Source organism: Pseudomonas sp. AC136, from assembly GCF_979258585.1.
Genome location: NZ_OZ409865.1, coordinates 1,895,558 through 1,919,030, shown reverse-complemented (window position 1 = coordinate 1,919,030; position 23,473 = coordinate 1,895,558). Strand labels below are relative to the sequence as shown.

At 61.3% G+C, this 23,473-nt stretch carries 20 protein-coding genes and 2 tRNA genes; 6 read left to right on the top strand and 16 right to left on the bottom strand.

Going from position 1 to position 23,473, the window contains the following annotated elements; translation table 11 throughout:
- Window positions 1-18: 18 nt before the first annotated feature.
- On the top strand, window positions 19-729 hold the full coding sequence (locus ACZZZU_RS08640; protein WP_463550355.1) for a tRNA-uridine aminocarboxypropyltransferase: 711 nt from the start codon (window positions 19-21) through the stop codon (window positions 727-729).
- Between the two features lie 160 nt (window positions 730-889).
- On the opposite strand, the gene ACZZZU_RS08635 is transcribed toward ACZZZU_RS08640, so the two are convergent.
- Entirely contained in the window at window positions 890-1,789 is a 900-nt protein-coding gene (locus ACZZZU_RS08635) for a DMT family transporter (protein WP_463550354.1), read from the bottom strand.
- Between the two features lie 159 nt (window positions 1,790-1,948).
- On the opposite strand from ACZZZU_RS08635, the gene erdR reads away from it, so the two are divergent.
- A complete protein-coding gene (gene erdR / locus ACZZZU_RS08630) occupies window positions 1,949-2,599 on the top strand; it encodes a response regulator transcription factor ErdR (RefSeq protein WP_122494047.1) in 651 nt (216 codons plus the stop codon).
- A gap of 84 nt (window positions 2,600-2,683) precedes the next feature.
- A complete protein-coding gene (locus tag ACZZZU_RS08625) occupies window positions 2,684-3,049 on the top strand; it encodes a diacylglycerol kinase (RefSeq protein ID WP_463383598.1) in 366 nt (121 codons plus the stop codon).
- Window positions 3,050-3,125: 76 nt separating this feature from the next.
- Here ACZZZU_RS08625 and ACZZZU_RS08620 read toward each other — a convergent pair whose 3' ends face one another.
- The gene (locus ACZZZU_RS08620; RefSeq protein ID WP_122494045.1) at window positions 3,126-4,052 is read right to left on the bottom strand and encodes a LysR family transcriptional regulator; all 927 of its coding nucleotides are present in this window, start codon (window positions 4,050-4,052) and stop codon (window positions 3,126-3,128) included.
- Between the two features lie 120 nt (window positions 4,053-4,172).
- Here ACZZZU_RS08620 and fpr point away from each other — a divergent pair, with 120 nt between their 5' ends.
- Window positions 4,173-4,952 carry a ferredoxin-NADP reductase gene (gene fpr, locus ACZZZU_RS08615; RefSeq protein ID WP_122494044.1) on the top strand — a complete coding sequence of 260 codons (780 nt, stop codon included), beginning with the start codon at window positions 4,173-4,175 and terminating at the stop codon, window positions 4,950-4,952.
- Between the two features lie 233 nt (window positions 4,953-5,185).
- Here fpr and tsaA read toward each other — a convergent pair whose 3' ends face one another.
- The 6 genes from tsaA to rimO form a co-directional block, all read right to left on the bottom strand.
- Window positions 5,186-5,878, bottom strand: a complete 693-nt coding sequence (gene tsaA / locus ACZZZU_RS08610; protein ID WP_463550353.1) for a tRNA (N6-threonylcarbamoyladenosine(37)-N6)-methyltransferase TrmO — start codon at window positions 5,876-5,878, stop codon at window positions 5,186-5,188.
- A gap of 223 nt (window positions 5,879-6,101) precedes the next feature.
- Window positions 6,102-6,872 carry an SDR family oxidoreductase gene (locus ACZZZU_RS08605; protein WP_463539834.1) on the bottom strand — a complete coding sequence of 257 codons (771 nt, stop codon included), beginning with the start codon at window positions 6,870-6,872 and terminating at the stop codon, window positions 6,102-6,104.
- A gap of 177 nt (window positions 6,873-7,049) precedes the next feature.
- Complete coding sequence (locus tag ACZZZU_RS08600) at window positions 7,050-7,514, bottom strand: YehS family protein (protein WP_463550352.1); 465 nt, start codon at window positions 7,512-7,514, stop codon at window positions 7,050-7,052.
- A 38-nt stretch (window positions 7,515-7,552) separates the two neighbouring features.
- Entirely contained in the window at window positions 7,553-8,263 is a 711-nt protein-coding gene (locus ACZZZU_RS08595; protein WP_122494747.1) for an rRNA pseudouridine synthase, read from the bottom strand.
- An 87-nt stretch (window positions 8,264-8,350) separates the two neighbouring features.
- The gene (locus tag ACZZZU_RS08590; RefSeq protein WP_122494041.1) at window positions 8,351-8,824 is read right to left on the bottom strand and encodes a VOC family protein; all 474 of its coding nucleotides are present in this window, start codon (window positions 8,822-8,824) and stop codon (window positions 8,351-8,353) included.
- Between the two features lie 243 nt (window positions 8,825-9,067).
- The gene (gene rimO / locus ACZZZU_RS08585) at window positions 9,068-10,396 is read right to left on the bottom strand and encodes a 30S ribosomal protein S12 methylthiotransferase RimO (RefSeq protein WP_122494040.1); all 1,329 of its coding nucleotides are present in this window, start codon (window positions 10,394-10,396) and stop codon (window positions 9,068-9,070) included.
- A gap of 309 nt (window positions 10,397-10,705) precedes the next feature.
- Between rimO and ACZZZU_RS08580 the strand changes: the two genes are divergently transcribed.
- Window positions 10,706-12,592, top strand: a complete 1,887-nt coding sequence (locus tag ACZZZU_RS08580; RefSeq protein WP_463550351.1) for a potassium transporter Kup — start codon at window positions 10,706-10,708, stop codon at window positions 12,590-12,592.
- Between the two features lie 85 nt (window positions 12,593-12,677).
- On the opposite strand, the gene ACZZZU_RS08575 is transcribed toward ACZZZU_RS08580, so the two are convergent.
- From ACZZZU_RS08575 to ACZZZU_RS08555, 5 genes are all read right to left on the bottom strand, one after another.
- Window positions 12,678-13,226 (bottom strand): cytochrome b, encoded by a 549-nt coding sequence (locus tag ACZZZU_RS08575; RefSeq protein ID WP_463550350.1) that lies wholly within the window; start codon window positions 13,224-13,226, stop codon window positions 12,678-12,680.
- Window positions 13,227-13,333: 107 nt separating this feature from the next.
- Window positions 13,334-14,596 (bottom strand): virulence factor family protein, encoded by a 1,263-nt coding sequence (locus ACZZZU_RS08570; RefSeq protein ID WP_463550349.1) that lies wholly within the window; start codon window positions 14,594-14,596, stop codon window positions 13,334-13,336.
- Entirely contained in the window at window positions 14,596-17,232 is a 2,637-nt protein-coding gene (gene mprF / locus ACZZZU_RS08565) for a bifunctional lysylphosphatidylglycerol flippase/synthetase MprF (RefSeq protein WP_463550348.1), read from the bottom strand. The genes ACZZZU_RS08570 and mprF overlap by 1 nt, the downstream gene beginning before the upstream one ends.
- A gap of 345 nt (window positions 17,233-17,577) precedes the next feature.
- Window positions 17,578-17,654, bottom strand: a tRNA-Met gene (locus tag ACZZZU_RS08560).
- A gap of 128 nt (window positions 17,655-17,782) precedes the next feature.
- Window positions 17,783-17,859: transfer RNA gene (locus ACZZZU_RS08555), tRNA-Met, on the bottom strand.
- 137 nt (window positions 17,860-17,996) lie between these two features.
- On the opposite strand from ACZZZU_RS08555, the gene dinB reads away from it, so the two are divergent.
- A complete protein-coding gene (dinB, locus tag ACZZZU_RS08550; RefSeq protein WP_463550347.1) occupies window positions 17,997-19,052 on the top strand; it encodes a DNA polymerase IV in 1,056 nt (351 codons plus the stop codon).
- Between the two features lie 494 nt (window positions 19,053-19,546).
- Here dinB and ACZZZU_RS08545 read toward each other — a convergent pair whose 3' ends face one another.
- From ACZZZU_RS08545 to ACZZZU_RS08535, 3 genes are all read right to left on the bottom strand, one after another.
- Window positions 19,547-19,951 (bottom strand): META domain-containing protein, encoded by a 405-nt coding sequence (locus ACZZZU_RS08545; RefSeq protein ID WP_463550346.1) that lies wholly within the window; start codon window positions 19,949-19,951, stop codon window positions 19,547-19,549.
- Window positions 19,952-19,960: 9 nt separating this feature from the next.
- On the bottom strand, window positions 19,961-20,404 hold the full coding sequence (locus ACZZZU_RS08540; RefSeq protein WP_122494033.1) for a hypothetical protein: 444 nt from the start codon (window positions 20,402-20,404) through the stop codon (window positions 19,961-19,963).
- An 85-nt stretch (window positions 20,405-20,489) separates the two neighbouring features.
- A complete protein-coding gene (locus ACZZZU_RS08535) occupies window positions 20,490-23,249 on the bottom strand; it encodes a response regulator (RefSeq protein WP_463550345.1) in 2,760 nt (919 codons plus the stop codon).
- Between the last annotated feature and the right edge of the window lie 224 nt (window positions 23,250-23,473).

The following is a 23,473-nucleotide window of genomic DNA, read 5'->3' as shown; positions in this document are numbered from 1 at the left end:
CCGAGCGGACCGCGTGCAATGAGCCACGCCGTCTCGCGTTTGCGCCTGGAGCGGCTGGAGCTCAGCACCAAGCCGTTTACGGCGCGTGGTTCCCGAGCGCCGCGTTGCGAGGGCTGTCGTGTGATTCCGGAATACTGCCTGTGCGCGCTGCGGCCGAAGGTGCCAACCAACGCCGGTATGTTTCTGCTGATGCACGACGTCGAGCCGTTGAAGCCGACCAACACCGGCTGGCTGATCGCCGACCTGGTTACCGACACGTTCGCCTACCGCTGGTTTCGCACCTCGGTGGAGCCGGAAATTCCGGCGCTGCTCAACGACCCGCAATGGCAACCGTACGTGGTCTTTCCCGGTGAGTTTGTCGCGCCTGAGCGGGTGGTCACTGAAGTGAAGGTGGAGGAGGGCAAGCGACCTCTGTTTATCTTGCTGGACGCGACCTGGACCGAGGCCCGCAAGATGTTTCGCAAGAGCCCGTACCTGGACAAATTTCCGGTGCTCAGTTTGCAGCCCGAACAGCTGTCGCGTTATCGCCTGCGTCGGTCCAAGCGTGACGACCATTTGTGTACGTCGGAAGTGGCAGCGCTGTGTTTGGAACTGGCGGGCGAGCCGCGTGCCGGGGCGGCACTGGATGCATATCTGGATGTGTTTACCGCCCATTATCTGGGGGCGAAGTTTCAGCGGCCGGTGGATTTGGAGGATGAGGTGCATCGGCGGATGGGGGAGTATTTGTAAGCGCCGTGCCACCGCGTGGGTGCCGAGATTTCCCCTCACCCTAGCCCTCTCCCCAAGGAGAGGGGACTGATAGCGTAAGTCCAGGCATCCGCGTTCGACCCCCTCGCCCCTCCGTGGAGAGGGCTGGGGTGAGGGGGCGACGGTCTCGAATGTAAACGCCCTATACCACCTTCCCCTCAACCACTTCCTCCGCCACCTTGCGCGGCCACAGCTGCGCCACCAGCATGCCGGCAAACATCAGCGCGCAACCGATATACCCGCGCAGGTGCAGCGACTCATCGAGAAACACCGCCCCGGCCACAGCGGCAAATACCGCCTCTAGCGAAAAGATGATCGCCGCGTGCGAGGCGATGGCGTGCTTCTGCGCAATCACCTGCAAGGTGTAAGCGATGCCAACCGAAATAAGCCCGCCATAAACAATCGACGGCCCGGCAGCGACGATGCCGGTCATTTGAATATCTTCCAGCGTGACGGCGAGGCCCAGGCTGATGACGGCGCAGACGGCGAACTGAATGGCCGCCAAGCGGATCGGGTCGAAGCGGCCAGCAAAATAGCCCACGAGCAAAACGTGCGTGCCCCACACAAATGCGCCCGCCAGTTGCAGCCAATCGCCGGAGGCCACGTGGAAACCTTCGCCGACGCTGAGCAGAAACATGCCGACCACCGCCAGGATGCAACCGAGCCACGTGCCGATGCCGGTTTTATGGCCGAGGAAAAGGCCCACCAGCGGCACGATGATGACGTACAACCCGGTGATAAAGCCGGCGTTGGTTACGCTGGTGAACAGCAGGCCCACCTGCTGCAAGTTAATGCCCAGGGCCAAAACCAGGCCCATCAATCCGCCGCCTATAAATAAGCCGCGATTGAACGGTTGTTTGTTGCCACGGCTGAGTACGTACACCACTGGCAACAACACCAGCGTGCCCAAGGCGAAGCGCAGGCCGGAGTATAAATATGGGCCGATGGAATCCATGCCCATGCGCTGCGCCACGAAGGCGCTGCCCCAGATAAGCGCGGTGGTCAGCATTAACAGGTCGGCGCGCAGGGCTTGGTTTCGCATGGTCGGTCTCGGCAGGAAAAGCCTCGAACTGTGCCGCAAACCTAAAGGCTTGACCACCCCATTCTGGCTCGGCATGCTGGGCGCCGCCGCTGCGCTGCACACCCCGCGCGGCGGTACTTTCGTACACCGAGAAGCGCCCCCTTAAAACAAGAGCAGCCCATGGCCGACTACGAAATCCTGATTGCCGATGATCACCCGCTATTTCGCAGTGCGCTGCATCAGGCCCTCACCTTGGGCCTCGGCCCGCAGGTGCGTCTGGTCGAAGCGGCGAGCATCGCCGAGCTTGAAGCGCGACTCGGGGAAAAGTCGGATTGGGATCTGGTCTTGCTCGACCTGAACATGCCCGGCGCCTACGGTTTTTCCGGTTTGGTGATGGTGCGCGGACAGTATCCGCAGGTGCCGGTGGTGATGGTGTCGGCACAGGAAGAAGCAGCGGTGGTAGCCCGCGCCCGTGAATTCGGCGCCAGCGGGTTTATTCCCAAATCCAGCCCCCTAGAAACCATTCAGCAAGCGGTGCGCGAAGTGCTCGACGGCGACGTTTGGTGGCCGCCGCAATCGGAAGAAAGCGCGGGTCTGTCTGCCGAAGCGAAGGCAGTAAGCGCCGGTCTGGCCAGCCTGACACCGCAGCAGTTTCGCGTGTTGACCATGGTGTGCGACGGCTTGCTGAATAAGCAGATCGCCTATGAACTCAACGTGTCCGAGGCCACCATCAAGGCCCACGTCACCGCTATTTTCCGCAAGCTGGGTGTGCGCACCCGCACGCAAGCCGCGCTGCTGTTGCAACATCTGGAATCCATTCCCGCCAGCTAAGCGTCAGCAGGTCATTGGTTTTTCACGCATTTTTGACCGCGTTTGACGTAGCCTGCGGCCTCACAAATTTTGGTTGTATTTCCCATGTCGCCATTCAAAGGCCAGACCGGCTTTAAACGTGTTCTTAACGCCACCGGCTATTCCTTCGACGGCCTGCGCGCCGCCTTCACCGGTGAAGCAGCGTTTCGCCAGTTGGTACTGCTCAATGCGGTGTTGATTCCGCTGGCGTTCTGGTTCGACGTCAGCCGTGGTGAGCGCGCCCTAATGATCGGCGTGTGCCTGGTGGCGCTGATCGTGGAATTGCTCAACTCGGCAGTGGAGGCGGCGATTGACCGTATTTCGCTGGAGCTGCATCCGTTGTCGAAAAATGCCAAAGATATGGGCAGCGCCGCGCAGTTTGTGGCGCTGAGCCTGATTGGTAGTGTCTGGTTGGTAATTCTTCTGGGTTGAAAGCAAAAAGCATCGCGGCTTAAGCCGCTCCCACAGATTGTGCGATTCGTAGGAGTGGCTTCAGCCGCGATGCTTTTCAAGCAATCGAGGGCAACACAATCTCATCACTGCGCCGCACCCCGGCGGTCAGCTTGCGGCACTGTTCGAGAAACTCACGCATGGCGCTGGTCTGGTACTTCTGCTTGTGCCAGATGAAATAGAACTGCCGCGTTAGGTCCAGCTCGGGAGTTTCCACTGGCACCAGACTTCCCCGGCGAAACGCATCGCGCAGGGCCAGGCGGGAAATACAGCCGATGCCCAGGCCCGACTCGACGGCTCGTTTGATCGCTTCGGTGTGTTCCAACTCCAAACGAATATTCAGCGCCGTGGGGTGGTGGCGCATGGCTTGGTCGAAGGTCAGGCGTGTGCCGGAGCCTTGTTCGCGAAGAATCCAGGCCTCCTGCGTAAGCTCCAATAGCGAAGCGCGGCCGTTGGCGGCCAACGGATGCTGCGGCGCGCAAAACACCACCAACTCGTCTTCTACCCAGGGCTGCACTTCGATGTCCGGGTGCTGGCAGTCGCCTTCAATCAAGCCCAAATCAATTTCGTAATGCGCCACCTGCTGTACAACGTGCGCCGTATTTTGCACATGCAACTTCACGCGGCATTCGGGGTGCTGCTGCATGAAACTGCCGATCAGCAAGGTGGCGAGGTAATTACCGACCGTCAGCGTGGCGCCGACGGATAACGAGCTGAAACCGCCCTGACCGTTGAGCATGCGCTCGATCTCTTTGGCTTGATCGAGCAGCGCAACCGCCTGCGGCAATAGCTGATGACCTAAGGCGTTGAGCGACAGGCGTTTGCCCGCGCGGTCGAACAATTGGCAGGCCGACTGGCGCTCCAGTTCGGTGACCGCAGTGCTTGCCGCAGACTGCGACAGCGCCAGTGACTCAGCCGCCCGCGAGACGCTTTCCTGTTGGGCGACGGCGACGAAAACCTGAAGTTGGCGGAGTGTGAATCGCATATCTATATAACCGATAACCTATATCTTAATAATCCACTTAACAGATATGGTTGTCGCCCTTAAAATGCCGCGCATTGGCACCCGTCGGTCGGGTGAGCGCGATTCATCGAGGAAGCAAGCATGAGCAACTTGAACGTCGAGCGTGTGCTCAGCGTCCACCACTGGAACGACACCCTGTTCAGCTTCAAAACCACCCGCAACCCGGGCCTGCGTTTTGAAAACGGCCAGTTCGTAATGATCGGCCTGCAACAGGAAAACGGTCGCCCGCTGATGCGAGCTTACTCAATTGCCAGCCCGAACTATGAAGAGCACCTGGAGTTCTTCAGCATCAAGGTTCCGGATGGTCCGCTGACGTCCCAACTGCAACACCTGAAAGTCGGCGACGAGCTGATGGTCAGCCGCAAACCCACCGGCACCCTGGTGCTGGACGATTTGCTGCCAGGCAAACACCTCTACCTGCTCAGCACCGGCACCGGGCTGGCGCCGTTCATGAGCGTGATTCAAGACCCCGAAACCTACGAGCGTTTCGAGAAGGTCATCCTGATTCACGGCGTGCGCTACGTGAACGAAGTCGCCTACCGCGAGTTCATCACCGAGCATCTGCCGAAGAACGAATTCTTCGGTGAAGCGCTGAAAGAAAAGCTGATCTACTACCCCACCGTGACTCGCGAGCCGTTCGAGAACATGGGCCGCCTCACCGACCTGATGCGCAGCGGCAAGCTGTTCACCGACATCGGGCTGCCACCGATCAACCCGCAGGACGACCGCGCCATGATCTGCGGCAGCCCAAGCATGTTGGACGAGACCAGCGAAGTGCTGGATGGCTTTGGTCTGAAGATTTCGGCTCGCATGGGCGAGCCGGGTGATTATCTGATCGAGCGTGCATTCGTGGAGAAGTAATCGCGAAGAATAAAAAGCCCGCCTATATGGCGGGTTTTTTTATGGCTTGGAAAAACGGGTTTTTCATCAATGACCGATCGGCTGCGCGTCGGCATTGCGGCGTTAAAAATGTTTTTTAAATGCTCATTGGCTACAGCCAACTGCGCTTTAAAAAACATTTTTGCCTTGCACTGCTCTAGCTCGCTCAATCTCGATAGGCGTGATGCTGAGATCGCAAAAGAGCGATGCGGCGGTTACGCTGCAACCACCTCAACCACACAAATCTGCTCCGGCGTCGGGTAATGCCAGCGCACCTGAACATCCCAAAATTGCGTGCCGTAAATACGGCTGGGCTCAGGCTGCTGATACGCAGGCCTCGGGTCTTGCGCCAGGCATTGTTCGATCAACTCACGCACCGGCTGCTGCAACCGCTGGCCGTGCTCCAGCGCCTGAACCAGGGCTGCATCGCTCCACACCACATCTATCAGCGTCGGCGCGCCAGCGGCCATGTGGTTGAACGCGCCGGTCACCGCGTCGGCGTAAGGCACGTAGGGTTTGATATCCAGCACTGGCGTGCCGTCGAGCAGGTCGATGCCGGACAGCCAGAGCTTGCCGGCCTCAACCTTTTCAAGTTTCACCACCGACTGACCAATGCCGTTGGGTCGGTGCGTGGCGCGCGTGGCGAATACGCCCATCGATTGATTCCCCCCCAGGCGCGGCGGGCGCACTTTCAGGCGCGGTTTGTCTTCTAGCGCCTGGTGAAAGAGAAAGAGCAGCCACACATGACTGACTTGCTCCAAGCCCGCCACGGCCTCGCCGCTGTCGAACGGCGGAAGCAATTCCAGCACCCCGCGCGCGGCGGGGGCCAGTTTCGGCTGGCGGGGAATGGCGAACTTCTCCTTGAAGCAGGAGCGCACCACGCCGATGGGGGAGACCGAATAAGACATAAAAAAGCCCGGTTGAAAAACCGGGCCAATCATACCTGTCACATCTGACGTTTAGAAAAAGCTCTTGAGTTGGCTAACTGCTGTTCGGCTCTTGAATCACGCTCTTTCGGGCTAAGACCAGACAAGGCGAAACCTCGTTTTGAAGCGCAGCGTACTGCAGTACGTGAGCATTCAAAACGAGGTTTCAACGCCGTATGGTCGACGACCGGAAGAGCGTTACGGTCTACATCGCAAAACCGCCGTCGATGGGAACTACTGCGCCGGTCATATACGCGCCGGCCTTGCTCGCCAACGCAATCGCCAACGCGCCCATTTCCTCTTCACGTCCCCAACGCTTCATCGGAATGATCGCGGTGTCTTCAGCCAGCGCTTCTTCATCGTTGGCGATATGGCTGGTCATCTTGCTCGGGAAACGGCCGGGGGCGATGACGTTGACGTTGATGTGCTGGCTCACCAGGTCCCGCGCCAGCGAGCGCGACAAATGATGCAGCGCCGCCTTGCTCGGGCCATAGGCATAAGCCTCTTCGCCGTAAGAGGTGATGCCCGCCACCGAGCCGATGTTGATGACCCGCGCCGGGCTCTCGCTGTTGCCGGCTTTGCGCAGCAGAGGCAGGAGTTTCTGGATGCACAAGAACACTGAGGTCACGTTCAACTGCATGACCTTTTCAAAACCCTTCACCGGATAGGTTTCCAGCGGCGCGCCCCAGGTGGTGCCGGCGTTGTTGACCAGAATGTCGAGCTTGTCGATTTGCCCGCTCAGCTGCTCGGCCAAGGCAACCACACCTTCCTCGTGGGCGAGGTTGGCGGCGATGCCATGGCACTCGCCAAAGGCCGACAATTCGGCGGCCGTGGCGGCGCAGGCTTCGCCATCGCGGGCGCATACATACACGCGGGCGCCGGCTTCAACGAACGCTTTGGCGATCATCTTGCCAATACCACGGGTGCCGCCGGTCACCAACGCGGTGCGGCCTTGCAGGGAAAAGTAGGAATGCATGGGGAGCGCTCTTTTAGGGTTGTTGTGCAACTACCCTAATGCGCGGGGCGCGATTGCGCAGGAACTATTGCCGCTGAGAATGCGAGGTTATGCAGAACGCTGTTCGTGTGGGAGCGGCTTCAGTCGCGATGCGTTTCATGGCTAACGCATCGCGGCTGAAGCCGCTCCCACAGTTGGTTATTTGTCGCGCACGCGCTGGGTCAAGCCTTTGAGGAAATTGCGCAGCAACTGGTCGCCACAGGTGCGGTAGTTGCTATGGCCGAACTTGCGGAACAAGGCGCTGAGTTCCGGCTTGCTCACGGGGAAATCCACGCTCTGCAAAATCTCGTGCAGGTCTTCTTCTTTAAGCTCGAAGGCGACACGCAGTTTCTTCAGCACCATGTTATTGGTGACCGGCAGTTCGATGGGCTGCGCCGGGCGGCTGTCATCTTTGCCGCGCAGGTGCACGATCAGGCCGTCGAGGAAATACGCGAGCACGTCGTCGTCACACTCCAGGTAGCCCTCTTCTTCATCCTTTTTCAGGTAGGCGCGAAGGGTATCGAGGTCCACGTCCAGGCCGGACAGTTTGATGACCTGCACCACCTTCGCGTCGCTGAGGTCGAGCATGTAGCGCACGCTGCGCAGTACGTCGTTATTAATCATGGAAGCGGTCCTGAAAAGGGAAGGGCGGCGCGGCGGCCTTAGAATTTTTCGGTTTTGGCCAAGTAGCGCCACTGCCCGGCAGGCAGCTTGCCCATCGACACGCCGCCGATGCGGATGCGCTTGATACTGGTCGGCGTCAGGCCAACGCTGGCGCAAAGTGCGGCAACCAGGCCCGGCGCCGGATTCTTCAACGCAAAGCGCAGGCGCGTTTCGCTCTGCCAGCTGGCTTTAACCGGTGGCAGCACCTGGCCTTTGTGGGTGCGGCCCTGGTTGAGGCGGCTCAAGCCGTGCTCGATCATTTCGCCGCTGACTTCCACCACGTACTCCTGCTCGATCTTGGCCAGGTCGTCGGTGAGCTTGCGCAGAATCTTCCAATCCTGGGTAAACACCAGCAGGCCCGACGCGTTTTTCTGCAACGGGGCGCTGCTGTTCAGGCGCAGGAAGTGGCCCTTGAGCGGGCGGGTGCCGAAGCGGTGTTCGGCCGACAGGGTGCCGGGGCTTATCAGCGCGTGGGCGGCGTCGATGTCCAGGTCCGGCAGTTGGTTGAACAGAATGGTGACCGGCTCCGGCGCCGTCAGCACGGCGTCCGGCAGCAGGGCGACGGTTTGCTCGCCGACCTTGAATTGCGGCTCGTCGACGACTTCGCCATCCACCGTCACCCAGCCGCCCTCGATATACAGTTCGGCCTCGCGGCGCGAGCAGCCGATCACTTCGATCAGGCGTTTGGAAAGGCGAATGGGGTCTGTCATGACGAGGGCCGTAAAGAAGTGGGCGGGCATTGTACCCGCCTGGGCTGAGTAAGGCCCGCCTGATTGGCTCGGGCGGCCTGCTTAACCTTAGCTGCCTGCGTAGGCTTTGCGCAGCGTGGCGACGTCCAGTTTGATCATGCCCAGCATGGCGCTGAAGGCTCGCTGCGCGGCCGCCTTGTCGGGGCTGTTGAGCATGTCGTAAATCGCCGTGGGCACCACTTGCCAGGAAACTCCGTATTTGTCCGTGAGCCAGCCGCACTGCACTTCCTGACCGCCGTCGAGCAGCGCGGCCCACAGGCGGTCGACTTCGAACTGGTCAGCGCAATTGGCAACAAACGATACCGCGGGTGAAAACTGAAACTCCGGGCCGCCGTTCAAGGCAATGAATTCTTCCCCGTCGAGGCTGAAACGCACGGTCATCACCGAACCTGCCGGCTTGGGCGCGCCTTCGAGAAAGTAGTTGGTTTCGATGATTCGCGAATTGCGAAACACCGACACATAGAAGTTCGCCGCTTCTTCGGCCTGGGTGTCGAACCACAGGCAAGGACCGATTTTCTGCATGACAGGGCCTCCTGTTCTTCGGAACGTGGAGTTACCGAGTTTAGTCGCTGGCCTGCAATGCGCTGCCTTGCAGCTACGCAATGGCAGCGGCGGGAGACATGGGCTTGCGTAGTAGGAGCCAGCTTGCTGGCGAACCCTGTAAACGGTGTTCGCCTGCGCGACCGCTTCGCGAGCACACTCGCTCCTGCGGGAACGAGGTGGCGAGCGGCCAAGAAAAAGCCCCGCATCGGCGGGGCTTTTTGTTTACAGGGTTTCGGCCCAGAGGTCGTACTCGTCGGCGTCGGTGACGCGGCACATCACTTTGTCGCCGGGCTTGAGGTCCTGGTCGCTGTCCACATACACGCGGCCGTCAATTTCCGGGGCGTCGAAGAAGCTGCGGCCGATGGCGCCTTGCTCGTCCACTTCATCGATCAGCACTTCAATCTCTTTGCCAATTTTCAGCTGCAGGCGGGCGGCGCTGATGGCTTGCTGGTGTTCCATGAAACGGTCCCAGCGCGATTGCTTGACGTCGTCCGGCACGACTTGCGCATCCAGCAAGTTGGCCGGAGCGCCTTCAACGGGCGAGTACTGGAAGCAGCCGACGCGGTCGAGCTGGGCTTCGGTCAGCCAGTTGAGCAGGTACTGGAAGTCTTCTTCGGTTTCGCCGGGGAAGCCGACGATAAAGGTGGAGCGAATAATCAGTTCCGGGCACTGCTCGCGCCAGCTTTTGATGCGGGCCAGGGTGCGGTCTTCGAACGCCGGGCGCTTCATAGCTTTGAGAATTTTCGGGCTGGCGTGCTGGAACGGGATGTCCAGGTACGGCAGGATTTTGCCCGCCGCCATCAGCGGAATAACGTCGTCGACGTTCGGGTACGGGTACACGTAGTGCAAGCGCACCCACACGCCCAATGTGCTGAGTGCCTGGCACAGCTCGAGCATGCGGGTTTTCACCGGCTGGCCGTTCCAGAAGTCGGTTTTGTACTTCACGTCGACGCCGTAGGCGCTGGTGTCTTGCGAAATCACCAGCAGCTCTTTGACCCCCGCTTTAACCAGACGCTCAGCCTCGCTCAGCACCTCGCCCACCGGACGGCTGACCAGCTTGCCGCGCATCGACGGAATGATGCAGAAGCTGCAGCTGTGGTTACAGCCTTCGGAAATCTTCAGGTAGGCATAGTGGCGCGGGGTGAGCTTGATGCCTTGCGGCGGCACCAGGTCGATAAGCGGGTTGTGGTCTTTACGGGGCGGCACCGCGTCGTGCACGGCGTTGACCACTTGTTCGTACTGCTGCGGACCGGTAACGGCCAATACGCTGGGGTGCACGTTGCGGATGGCGCTTTCTTCCACGCCCATGCAGCCGGTGACGATCACTTTGCCGTTTTCGGCGATGGCTTCGCCGATCACTTCCAACGATTCAGCTTTCGCGGTGTCGATGAAACCGCAGGTGTTGACCACCACCACGTCGGCGTCCTGATAGGTCGCCACGACTTCGTAGCCTTCCATGCGCAACTGGGTGAGGATGCGTTCGGAATCGACGAGTGCCTTGGGGCAACCCAGGGATACGAAGCCGACTTTCGGCGTGGCGACGGTGGACATGACTAACCTCAGGCGTTTGGACGGGCGCTTTGGGCGCCTCTGGTCAAAAAGTGCGCAATTCTAGCGGCAGGCCACCCGCTTGACCAGCCTCCATCCGGCAGGTGAGGCCTCAGCTATGCTCTGGGCGGGCGCTGCGCGGGCAGACGCGCTTGAATTGCTCGGGGCAACGGTCGTTCATTTATAGAAAAGCTGCGTTCGTTTGTTCGGGTTTGCCGGCTCAGCCAGCGTAAACAGGTGCTCTGGACGCGGAGTTTCAGGTATAAAGCCGCCCAGTTTCAGGTGCACACGATTCACTCAGGAGCTTAGTGCATGTCCAAAGCGCAGTCCGCGCCCGGTAAGTCCTCGACCGTCAGCCTGATGGTCGCCGCCGTCGGTGTGGTGTTTGGCGATATCGGTACCAGCCCGCTGTACACCCTTAAAGAAGTGTTCAGCCCGCACTATGGCGTGCAGGCCAACCACGACGGCGTGCTTGGCATTTTGTCGCTGATCTTCTGGTCGCTGTTCTGGGTGGTGTCGCTCAAGTACGTGCTCTTTATGCTGCGCGCCGACAATCAGGGCGAGGGCGGCGTCATGGCCCTTACCGCATTGGCCCGTCGCGCGGCCAACGATTATCCGAAACTGCGCAACGTGCTGGTACTGCTCGGCCTGTTTGGCGCGGCGCTGTTCTACGGCGACAGCATGATCACGCCGGCCATCTCGGTGCTCTCGGCGGTGGAAGGCTTGGAACTGGCGTTCGACGGCATCGACCATTGGGTCGTGCCGTTGTCGCTGGTGGTGCTGGTGGCGTTGTTTCTGATTCAAAAGCACGGCACCGCGCGCATCGGCATTCTGTTCGGCCCGGTGATGCTCACCTGGTTCAGTGCGCTCAGCGTGCTGGGCATCTACGGCATCATGCAGAGCCCCGAAGTGCTGCATGCACTGAACCCGTATTGGGCGGTTAACTTCTTTATTTCCCACCCCGGCATCGGCATCACCATTCTCGGTGCGGTGGTGCTGTCGCTGACGGGCGCCGAAGCGCTGTATGCCGACATGGGCCACTTTGGCCGCAAGCCGATTGCCCGCGCCTGGTTTGTGCTGGTGCTGCCGGGCTTGGCGCTGAACTATTTCGGGCAGGGCGCCTTGCTGTTGCAAAACCCGGAAGCGGCGCGCAATCCGTTCTATTTGCTGGCGCCGAGCTGGGCGCTGTTGCCGATGATTCTGCTGTCGACCTTCGCCACCATCATTGCCTCGCAGGCGGTGATTTCCGGGGCCTTCTCCCTGACGCGTCAAGCCATTCAATTGGGCTACGTGCCGCGCATGTTTATTCAGCACACCTCTAGCCACGAGCAGGGCCAGATTTACATTGGCGCGGTGAACTGGACGCTGATGGTGGGCGTGGTGTTGCTGGTGCTGGGCTTCGAATCGTCCAGCGCTCTCGCCGCTGCGTATGGCGTGGCGGTGACGGGCACCATGTTGATCGACACATTGCTGGTGTCGGCGGTGGTGCTGCTGCTGTGGCGCTGGTCGCCATGGGTGTCGGTGCCGATGCTGCTGGCCTTCTTCCTGGTCGATAGCCTGTTCTTCGCCGCCAACCTGCCCAAGGTCCTGCAAGGCGGCGCCTTCCCGGTGGTTGCTGGTAGCGCGCTGTTTATTCTGATGACCACGTGGAAGCGTGGCCGCCAACTGCTGGTGGATCGCCTCGACGAGAGTGCCATTCCGCTGCCGCTGTTTATCAGCAGTATCCGCGTGCAACCGCCGCATCGCGTGCAGGGCACCGCCGTGTTCCTCACCGCCCGCGCCGACGCGGTACCGCACGCGCTGTTGCATAACCTGCTGCACAACCAGGTGCTGCACGGAACGGTGGTGCTGCTGACGGTGATGAACGAAGACGAGCCGCGCGTACCCAACGAGCGCCGCTTTGAGGTGGACGCCTTCGGCGAAGGCTTCTACCGCGTGGTGCTGCACTTTGGGTTCATGGACGAAACCGATGTGCCGGCCGCGCTGGGCCTGTGTCACCTCGAAGGGCTGGACTTCAGCCCGATGCGCACCACGTACTTCCTGAGTCGCGAAACCATTATTTCCACCAAGTTGGTGGGCATGGCGCGGTGGCGGGAAATGCTGTTTGCCTTTCTGCTAAAGAACGCCAACGGCAACTTGCGCTTCTTCAACCTGCCGCTTAATCGAGTGATCGAGCTGGGGACGCAGGTCGAGATTTAACCTCGTGTAAAAGACGTTGGGCTTCCTTTGTCAGCCCAACCTACGGTTTTGTAGGTTGGGCTGATGGGGGAAGCCCACGTCGTTTTCAGCGCCGGCTCGGCAACATGCGCCGCAGCGTGTTATCGCGAATCACGTAGTGATGCGCCAGCCCAGCCACGGCGTGCAGGCCAATCAGCCAATACCCCACCGAACCGCCTAACTCGTGCCACTCCTTGATCTGCTTGGCCAGGTCCGGGTTCTTGTCCACCAGCGGCGGCAGCTCAAGCCCGAAGAACGGCACCGGCTTGCCGGCCGCGCTGAGAATCAGCCAGCCCGCGAAGGGCAGCCCGATCATGAACAGATAAAGTGCCGCGTGCACGAGCTTGGCGGCGAGCATTTGCCAGGTCGGCGGCGCCGGCGCGATCAGTGGGGTAGGGCTGATTAGGCGCAGCAGCAAGCGCAGCCACACCAGCAGGAACACGCTCAGGCCGAGCATGAAGTGAAACTGCTTCATCAGGTCGCGTTCCACGCTGTCTTTGGGAAAGATCCCGCGCAGTTCGATGCAGGCGTAGACCGCCGCCAACAGAATGACCATCAGCCAGTGCAGCGTGATATTCGCAGTGCCGTAGCGCGCTTCGGTGTTTTTCCAGCTCATCAGGTTTTTCCTTTTCGACAAAAAGCCCGCTCTGCGGCGGGCTGAAAGGAGACCTTAGCATTTTGCCGGCGTCTGTCTGTGAAGCCGGCAAAACGAAAAACCGAAGATTACGGCGCGGGGCGCTTTTCGATGTCTTTGATCAGGCGTGCGGCGAGGGCCGGGTAGTCCTCGTCGAAATGGTGGCCGCCGGGCAATTCCAGTCGCTCACCGACGGTGGTGCTTTCGGTGCAGCCACTTTCATTCGCTTCGTCTTTGCCATATACGCACAGCACTTTCGCGGCCGGCAGCTTCGCCACTTCCGGGCCGGTGGCGGCTTCTTTGCCCGCCGTGCCGAGCCAACCTTGCACTTCAATTTCAAAGCTGCCGCTGCGCGCCAGGGCGATCAGTTGAATAGCCCGCACTTGTTGCTGCTGCGCGGCTGGCAGGCGGTTGTAGATGGCGGGCAGCACGTCGGCGCCGAACGAATAGCCGATCAGCACGAAGTTCTTCGCACCCCATTTCTCCCGGTACAGCTTCATCAGCTTGGCCAGGTCGGCGGCGCTTTGTTCCGGGCTTTTGTGCTGCCAGTAGTAGCGCAGGGCATCAACGCCCACGACCGGGTAATTGCGCTTGGCCATTTCTTCGGCCACGTCGCGGTCCAGGTCGCGCCAGCCGCCATCGCCCGAGTAGAACAGGCTGACGGTATCGGAGGCTTTGTCGCTATCCACCGCTGGCACTTCCACCACCGGCATGGCATCGCTTTCACCTTGCAGCAGGTTGCGCAGCTCTTTGTCGAGCACTTGCGGCAGCGTGGTGTCGTAGTCGCTGATGCTGGTGACGCCGTTGCTTTGCTCGCGGGCGAAGGCGGCGCTCGGGTCGTCCGGATTGTCGTTCCAGGCAGCCACCCAGCGGCCGTGGGGCGCTTTTGGCGGTTGCGGACAGGCGGGTTTTTCGATGGAGAAATCCACCGACAAGGCTTTGGCCTGATCGCTGGTCTGCCCGGCCAGCCAGTTCCACGCCAGGGTGGCGCCCGGGCCGATGCCGGCCACCAGCGTCGCGGGGCCGCTCAGTTGGGCCAGGCTTTCTTCAAGGCGTTTCTGTTGCACCGCGCAGTCGCTACCCTCAAGGGTGAACTGCACCACTTGCGCCTGGCTGTCGCGGCTCAGGGCCAGCAGTTGTGCGTCGGTCAACTGCATGTCGGGCGGCACGCCGATTGCCACCTGGGCCTTGGCTGCCGTGGCTGGCACTGCCTTCGACAATGCGCTGCCGTCGCTCAATTGCAGATGCTCCACCGTCGGCGCGCCGCCGCGACTTTTGTACAACAGCGCGGCGACGGCCACCGCGGTTATCAGCAGTGCGACCAACAGCGGTCGCCAGTAGCGTCGAGTCATCAGCGTTTCACCAATCCTGTTAAACCGCCGGCAATCAGCGCAGCGGTGTCGGCCAATGCCACCAGCGGGTCGAGGCCGGCCGGTACGGCCATGTAGCGCGGCTCCCAGTCGGGCTGGAATTTGTCTTTGAAGCGGCGCAGGCCCTGGAAGTTATACAACTGCTCGCCACGGCGGAACACCATGGCGCCCAAGCGTTGCGTCAGCGGTGCGCCGCGCCGTGGTTGCAGACCCGACAGCGGCACCATGCCCAGGCTGAAGCGGCTGTAGCCGGCCTGCTTGTAATGCAGGATCAGGCCCAGCATCAGAAACTCCATGGTCAGCTTCGGCGCCTCGGGGTGCGCGCGCATCAGATCCAGGCTGGCCAGTTCCGTGCTGTGGGTTTCCAGCAGGTTGGCGAATGCCACCGCGCGGCCCTCGAAGCGAATCACCGCGATGCGGAAGTGCTTGAGGTATGACTCGGTAAAACGGCCCAGGGAGAAGCCTTTCTCGCGCACATTCTTGCCTTCCACCCACGCTGCAGAAATGGCTTGCAGCTCGTCCATCGGCGCGGCGCCGGCTTCGAAGATTTCCAGCGACAGACCGTCGCGCCCGCCACGGTTCCAGGTGTAGCGCAGGTCTTTCATCTCTTTGCCTTTGGCTTCGAGATCAAAGGCTGGCAGATCGACGCGCGCTTCTTCGCCGAGCTTCAGGGCGGTCAGGCCGATGTCCATGTAGAACGGCAGGTTCTCGGCACGCACTTGGTAGAACACGGGGCGCGCATGGTGCAGGTCGCACAGGTCGCGGAATTGCCAGATCAACTCAGCGCGCTGTTGCGCCGGGCCGATGGGGTCGTACAGCGCGATCATGCTGCGGCCACGGCGGGCGTACATCAGGAACGCGTCGTTGTCTTTGTGGAACAGCAGCGCTTTATCGCCGGTCAGGGCCAGGCCGCCATCGGGTTGGTCGGAGGCGCGAAGGATGCGGGCCGCATTGTCCAATTCGGCTTCGTCAGGCAGGCGAATTTCCGGTGGCTCGGTACGCAGCAGCCAGGTCAGCACCACGATCACCAATAGTAAGGCGCTGCCCAATGCCGAGCGCAGCGCACGCGGGGCGCCGGCGTCGAGCGCGAACTGCCACCACAGCTCATGGTTGTACGGCACGTCCTGGTAGGCGAAGAACATCAGCCAGATCGAGGCGCCAAGCACGCACAGGGCGGCCACCAGGTAGACCGAGGAAAACGGCAACTCCAACAAGCGGCTCGGGCGGTAGAACGACCGGCGGAACACGGCGAGCAGGCTGGCAGTGAGAATCAGCAGGCTGGCTTCTTCCCAATCGAAGCCTTTCATCAGCGACAGCAAGGCACCAACCAGCAACAACACCATGGTCAGCACCCAGGCTGCCGACAGGCGTCGACGCAAGCCTTGAGCGAGCAGCAGGCAGAGCACGCCGATCAGGCTGGCGCCCAAGTGCGAGGCGTCGATCAGGCGGTGGGGAATCAGAAAGCCGAGGTCTTCGATGCGTGAGTCGATGGCCGGCGTTGCGCCGGAAAATAGCAGCACCATGCCGGAGATAAACACCAGCAACGCCAACACCGGCGCGGCCAGGCCCGAGGCGACGCGCACGGCCTGATGCTTGACGATCAGCCGGTAGGCCTCGTTGCACAGCAACAACAGGCACGCCACCAACAGCGGCAGCACCACATAAATCAAGCGATACAGCAGCAGCGCGGCGGCCAGCGGCGCGCTGCCAAGTTGGTCGGCAAAGGCGGCCAGCAACACTGCCTCGAACACGCCGACGCCGCCTGGAACGTGGCTGAGTACGCCGGCGGCCAGGGCCAACAAGTAAATAAGCAAGAACGCGCCGAAGGGCGGTGCCTCGGGCAACAGCAGGTACAACACGGTGGCGGCTGCGGCCACGTCCAGTGCGGTGATCACTAGCTGCAACGCCGCCAATCGCCAGCCCGGCAAGCGCAGGGTGCGGCGCCCGAGCTGAATCAGCACGTTATGGGGGAAGGGTTGTTCAGGCAGGCGACGGCGCTTGATCGCCATTAGCAGTGCGCCACAGCCCAGCAGAATGGCCACGGCAATTGCAGCCAATACACTAGCCGGCAGGCGCAGGGCGCTGGCGGCGGCGGGCAGGTCGCTGAGGGTGGCAAGCGCGGCGAGTACGGGCAGGGCGCAACCCAGCGACAAGCTGGCGAACAGCGTCATGCGCGCGACTTCGCCAGGGCCAAGGCCATGACGCGCGTACAGGCGGTAGCGCACCGAACCGCCGGACAGCATCGACAGGCCCACCGCGTTGCCAATGGCAAAGGCGTTGAAACCACCAAACGCCAGCGCGGGCAGCGGCAGGTTCACATTGGCGAAGCGGCTGGCGGACCATTCGTAGCCGAGCAGAATGACAAAACCCACGGCGGTGGCCGCCAGCGCGCCGAGCAAGGCGCTGGTGGGAACATGCAGCACCGACTCGCGCAGGGAATCGGGATCCAGGTCGTTGACCAAATGGCGGCAGGCGATCAGCGCAATGGTGAACAGCAGCAACGTGACGGCCAGGCCGATGGGCTGGCGGTACGTGCTCAGGCGCTCCATCCACTGCAAGCGCGAGGGGTGAACGTCGGACGCTGGCGGGTGTTGCGCGTCAGGAGGGTTAGCGCGCATGCGGCACCTCAACAGTGCAATGGGTGGCCGATAGGCGAGCGAGACAGAATGGGGCGGCGCAGGTGTGTCGCGAAGCGCAGTGCGGTCCTGGATAAAGCATGCATGACTCCCTATGGCGAACGAGCCCGGCAATGATCAGCTGCGTGGCGGCGCGGAGCAACCGGTTTGCACTTCCATCGGCGCTTGTTTCGAAGGGGAGCAGGCGGGCGAGGTTCACGGCCGACGGCAACCCTCCTTTCTATATAGAAGAAACCGGCGCCTGATGACGGCGGGGCAGGCAAGGCAGGGTTTTCCAAACGCCAGAAACACAAAAGGCCACTTGTTTCCAAGTGGCCTTTAAATGTTTGGTTGCGGGAGCCGGATTTGAACCGACGACCTTCGGGTTATGAGCCCGACGAGCTACCAGACTGCTCCATCCCGCGCCGGCAATTCTACAGTTCGAGGCGTTCGTGTCAACCGTTAATTTCTTTTTTATCAAAGAGTTATGCGCCAACAAAAACGCCAGGCAACAAAAAAGGGCCACTTAGTGATAAGTGGCCCTTTGTTTGTCTGGTTGCGGGAGCCGGATTTGAACCGACGACCTTCGGGTTATGAGCCCGACGAGCTACCAGACTGCTCCATCCCGCGCCGCACATTCTACAGTCGAAGTCTTCTCTGTCAACCTTTAATCTTGAAAAACTGTTGTTTGTTCAGATGCTTAGCGCAGCCGCGATGCTACACTGCGCCTTCCCAGCCCATGCCAGACGGGGCTTACCGGACTTTTCGTGCGCAAGATTATCCACGTGGATTGTGACTGTTTTTACGCAGCCATCGAGATGCGCGACGACCCGCGTCTGGCCAACAGGCCCATCGCCGTGGGCGGTTCGGCGGATCGTCGTGGGGTGATCGCCACCTGCAACTACGAAGCGCGCGCATACGGCGTTCGCTCGGCGATGTCGTCGCGCCATGCGCTAAAGCTGTGCCCCGACCTGCTGATCGTGCGGCCGCGTATGGACGTTTATAAGGAAGCGTCCCGCGAGATTCAGGGGATCTTCCGCGAGTACACCGACATCATCGAACCGCTGTCGCTGGACGAGGCCTACCTGGACGTCTCCGATTGTCCGCACTTCGCCGGCAGTGCCACGCGTATCGCACAAGACATTCGCCGCCGTGTTTCCATGCAGGTGCACATCACCGTGTCGGCCGGCGTCGCGCCAAACAAGTTCCTGGCCAAAATCGCCAGCGATTGGCGCAAACCTAACGGCCTTTTTGTGATTACCCCCGACGAGGTGGAAGGGTTTGTCGCGGTGCTGCCGGTGGGCAAACTGCACGGCGTGGGCAAGGTGACTGCCGACAAAATGCTGCGCCTTGGCATTGAAACCTGCGCGCAGCTACGCGAGTGGAGCAAGGTGGAGCTGGCGCGCGAATTCGGCAGCTTCGGCGAGCGCCTGTGGAACCTTGCGCGCGGCATCGATGAGCGTCAGGTGCAGGTAGACCACCGCCGCCAGACCATGAGTGTCGAGACCACCTACGACAAGGATCTGCCCGATCTCGAAGCCTGCCTTGAGCGCTTGCCGGGGCTGCTGGACGAGCTGGACCGCCGCATGCAGCGCCTCGACGACAGCTACCGACCGGACAAACCGCTGGTGAAATTGAAATTCCACGACTTTACCCAGACGACGTTGGAACAGGCCGGTGCCGGGCGGGATTTGGACAGTTACCGGAAGTTGCTCAGCAGTGCGTTTGAACGCGGGGGGAAGCCGGTGCGGTTGATTGGGGTGGGGGTGCGGTTGATTGATTTGCGGCGGGTGAGTGAGCAGTTGGAGTTGTTTGAGCGGTGAGTGGGGGCTTGCTGATTGACTCGTTACTTGGAGGACTCGGAATCCGGATTCGCCTGGCGAGCACCGTTACCTGAAACATACTGGATCCCCGCCTTCGCGAGGATGACGGTGGGGGTTCCAGCAGATGGTCATCCTCGCGCTCAAGCCGTACGGCGCTTATACAACACGCACCGTCATCCTCGCGAACGCGGGGATCCAGAGTCGCCAGGCGAGCACCGTTACTTGAAAGATACTGGATCCCGAATCGTCGGACCGCCGTATTCGCGAGGATGACGGTGGGGGTTCCAGCAGATGGTCATCGTCGCGCTCAAGCCGTACGGTGCTTATACAACACGCACCGTCATCCTCGCGAACGCGGGGATCCAGAGTCGTCCGTCGAGCACCGGTACCTAAAACATACTGAATCCCAGATCGTCCCACCGCCGCCTTCGCGAAGATGACGGGGAGCCAATAAGGATGACGGTAAAACATTCACCTCATCCTCGTCCCAACCCTCAATACTCCGCCGCCCACAACCGAATCGGTTTCCCCTGCGCTGGCCACAGCTGCAGCTGGTCAATCGCCGAAATATCCCAACGCTCTACGGCACTCAATGCATCCAGGAAGCGTTGTTCCTGCTCCATCAAGGCCGGGGCGCACATTTTTCGGGTGCTGCCGGCCTGGCTGAAGCTGATTTGCTGACCCTTGAGGCTGTATGCCGCAAACCAATGGTTGCAGCCGGCGCTGCCGTAAGCGCGGCCGTCGGCGCCCAGGGTGAGGGTCAGGTGGCTGTTGTCGATCAGCGGACGCTCACCGATCCATTCCACTTGATAGGCGCTGTCCTGTTGCAGTTGCGGGGTGCTGCTGGCGCAGCCGAGCAGGCTGAGGGCGAGCGCGCCGAGGGCGAGGGGTGCTTTCATGACGGGTCCTTATTGCGGCTGGTCCTTGGTTTGGCACGCCGGGCACAGGTGGCGTCCGTCGCGGTTTTGCCAGTGCAGTTCGGCGATTCGGGCTTCGGCAGCCGGCGCATGGGCCTTCTTGCCAAGCGCCGCATCCACGGCAAATTCAAAGTCCAGCTGTTTGTCGCAGCTGTCGCATTTCACGTGCCAGTTGAGGATAGACAATTCGGTGAACACCGGCCCCTGCGCAACGGCGACCCACTGGCCGGTCGGGTTGATCAGGTGGCGAACCTTGTCGACGTTCAGGCGCATGCTCAAGTCGCGGCTGCCTTTGAGGGTTACCAGCAGCACGTCGCCGCTTTTTACCGAGCCGCCATTGCCGGTGACCTGGTAGCGGCCGGGCACCAGGGCACGGCATTCGATCAGGGTGTGTTCAGGGTTGAGCAGGTTGTAGCGAAAGTCGTGTTCGGCCATGGCGCAGGTTCAATTCGGTCAGAAAAACAAGGGCGGCATGGTAGCACGGGCCTTGCCGGCCGCCGGGCTGCGGCGGGCGGGAGAGTTACACGGCATGTGCAGTTTCCGCCAGGCGGAGCATTGCCGCGTCCAGTTCATCGAGTGCCTCGCGGTACGCCGGGTCAGCTTGTTTGAGCAGCGTTTCGGTGCGTTGGCAGACGGCGCGTAATTGCGGAACGCCGCAGTAACGCGTGGCGCCATGCAGGCGATGCACACGTTCGATCAGCGCGCCGCGATCGTCACTGTCACGGGCCTGGCGAATGGTTTCCCGGTCGCCCTCCAGCGAGGCCAGCAGCATCGCCAGCATGTCCGCCGCCAAGTCAGCTTTGCCAGCGGCCAGGCGCAAGCCTTCCTCTTCGTCGAGCACCTTTTGCTGGGGCGCGGCGTGGGGAGGCGTCGTTTCCGTTGGACGCTCGCTGCCCTGGTTGCGCAACCCCAAGCCCGTCCACTTCAGCACCACCTGCGCCAATTGCCGCTCGCTGATGGGTTTGGTCAGGTAGTCGTCCATGCCGCCCTGCAGCAGCGCACGTTTTTCATTGGCCAGGGCGTGAGCGGTGAGGGCGATGATGGGCGTGGGCACGGCTTCCTGCTCGGCTTCCCAATGGCGGATTTCTTCGGTGGCCTGGCGCCCGTCCATGCCCGGCATTTGCACGTCCATGAAGATCAGGTCGAAGGTCTTGTGTTTGACCACCTCAACCGCCGCGTAACCGCTGTCCACTGCGGTGACGTCGGCGCCCATGTCGCTGAGCAAGGTGTACACCAGCTTGAGGTTGGCCGGGTTGTCGTCCACGCACAGCAGCTTCGGCGGCCGGCTGGTGGCGGCCGGCGCGGGTGGTTCGCTGGGTTGATGGCGCGGGCCGAGCAGCTCAATCAGCGCGCGCTGCATTTTGCGCGTGCAGGCGGGCTTGGCCTGCAGCTGGCTGTGCGCGTCGGGCAGCGACTCGTGATACAGCGCCTGTTCGGTGGTGGGGCAGAGCACCAGGCTCTTGCAACCGATGCGCTCCAGATCCCATACCCGTTGGCTCAACTGCTCTGGCGGCAAGTCTTGGGTGGTCACGCCCAGTACCGCCAGGGTGATGGCGCTTTCGGTGTACTGCTGCGTGCTCACTGCGCTGAGCAGACTGTCCAGGTGTTGATGGTGAACCACCACCAGGCCGCAATCTTCCAGTTGATGCTGCAGCGCTTGGCGCGCCAGCGAGTGCTGTTCAACCACGGCCACGGTGCGACCCAGCAGCGGCGCTTGCGGTTGATCTTCGGCATCTTCCCGCGCCTTGGGTAAGGTCAGGCTGACCCAAAATTCCGAACCTTCCCCTGGTGTGCTGGCCACGCCAATCTCGCCGCCCATCTGTTCGATCAGTCGTTTGGAAATCACCAGGCCCAAACCCGTACCGCCGGCTTGGCGCGACAGCGAGTTGTCGGCCTGACTGAATGCCTGGAACAGCGCACGCAGATCTTCATCCGATAAACCGATGCCGGTGTCCTGCACGCTGATGCGCAGCTGCGCCCGCTCGCCGCTGTCTTCCTCAACCATGGCGCGGATGGCGATGGTGCCGTCGCGGGTGAACTTGATGGCGTTGCTCACCAGGTTTGTGAGCACCTGCTTGAGTCGCTGCGGGTCGCCGATCAGAGCGATTGGCGTGTCGCGATAGACCAGGCTCACCAGCTCCAGTCCCTTGGCATGGGCGGTCGGGGCCAGAATGGTGAGGGCGTCTTGCAGGACGTCGCGCAAGTTAAAGGGGATGTTCTCCAGTACCAGCTTGCCGGCCTCGATTTTCGAGAAATCGAGAATTTCGTTGATGATGCCTAACAGGCTGTCGGCGGACTTCTCGATGGTGCCCAGATAGTCTTGCTGGCGCGGCGTTAGCTCGCTTTTTTGCAGCAGGTTGGTAAAGCCGAGAATGCCGTTGAGCGGGGTGCGAATTTCGTGGCTCATGTTGGCCAAAAACTCGGATTTGATGCGGCTGGCTTCCAGCGCCTCTTTGCGCGCGAAGTCGAGTTCGATGTTCTGGATTTCGATGGTTTCCAGGTTCTGGCGCACGTCTTCGGTGGCCTGGTCGATGCTGTGTTGCAGTTCTTCCTGGGCGTTCTGCAGGGTTTCGGCCATGCGATTGATGCCCGAGGCCAACTCGTCCATCTCGTGACTGCCCAGCGGCGGCAAGCGCGTTTCCAGGCGGCCTTCTTTTAACAGCGCTACGCCTTGTTTGATGCGTCGCAGCGGGTCGTTGATCGAGCGGCTCATCTGCACCGCCAGCAGCGCCGTGACGCCCAGGCCGGTGATGATTAACAACAGGCTGGCGAACAAACTGCGGTAGCCACGCAGCAAGGTGCCGTGGTGGGAAAGCTCCAGCTCGACCCAGCCGAGCAAACGGTCCGGATCGTCAGCCACCGGGTCGCCCGACAAGCTGCGATGGCGGCCGAATACCGGCAGCAGAAAGCGCGTGGCGTCATTGCCGCTGCGCAGCTGCAGCACGCGGTTATCGCCGTCGGGCATCGGGTTGAGCATGCTCGGGCCGGCGTTGGCCAGGCGCGAATGGTCTTCGCCCAGGAAGTGCACCGAACGCACGTCAGGTTGCTCAAGCACCTCGTTAGCGATGCGCTCCAGCAGGGCCGCATCGCAGCGCGCCAAGGCCGGCGCGGCAATCGGCGCCAACTGCTCGATGGTCATTTGTCCACGTTGGAGCAACTGCGCCTGTAGGTCAGACAATTGCATCCAGGTGAAATAGCCGCCCAACACCAATGCCAACAAACTGGTGGGAAGTAGAGTGAGCAGCAGCACGCGGCCCTTGATACTGAGATCCTTGAACACACCGCCCTCGCTGAAAATACTGGCTCCAAGCCCCGTCCCGCAGTGTAGCGTCTGGGCTTTGTTCGTAACGTTTGAATTTTACTCAAACTCCCGTCGCTTGCGGCGGCGCCTGCGCGGATGCACGGGGTGTTTGCCTACCGAAAGGCGCACACGCCCAAGCGACCTTTCGCGGACGATCAGGAGGTTGCGCAGGCAATTTCTCGCTATCATGTCGCCCCCGCTGG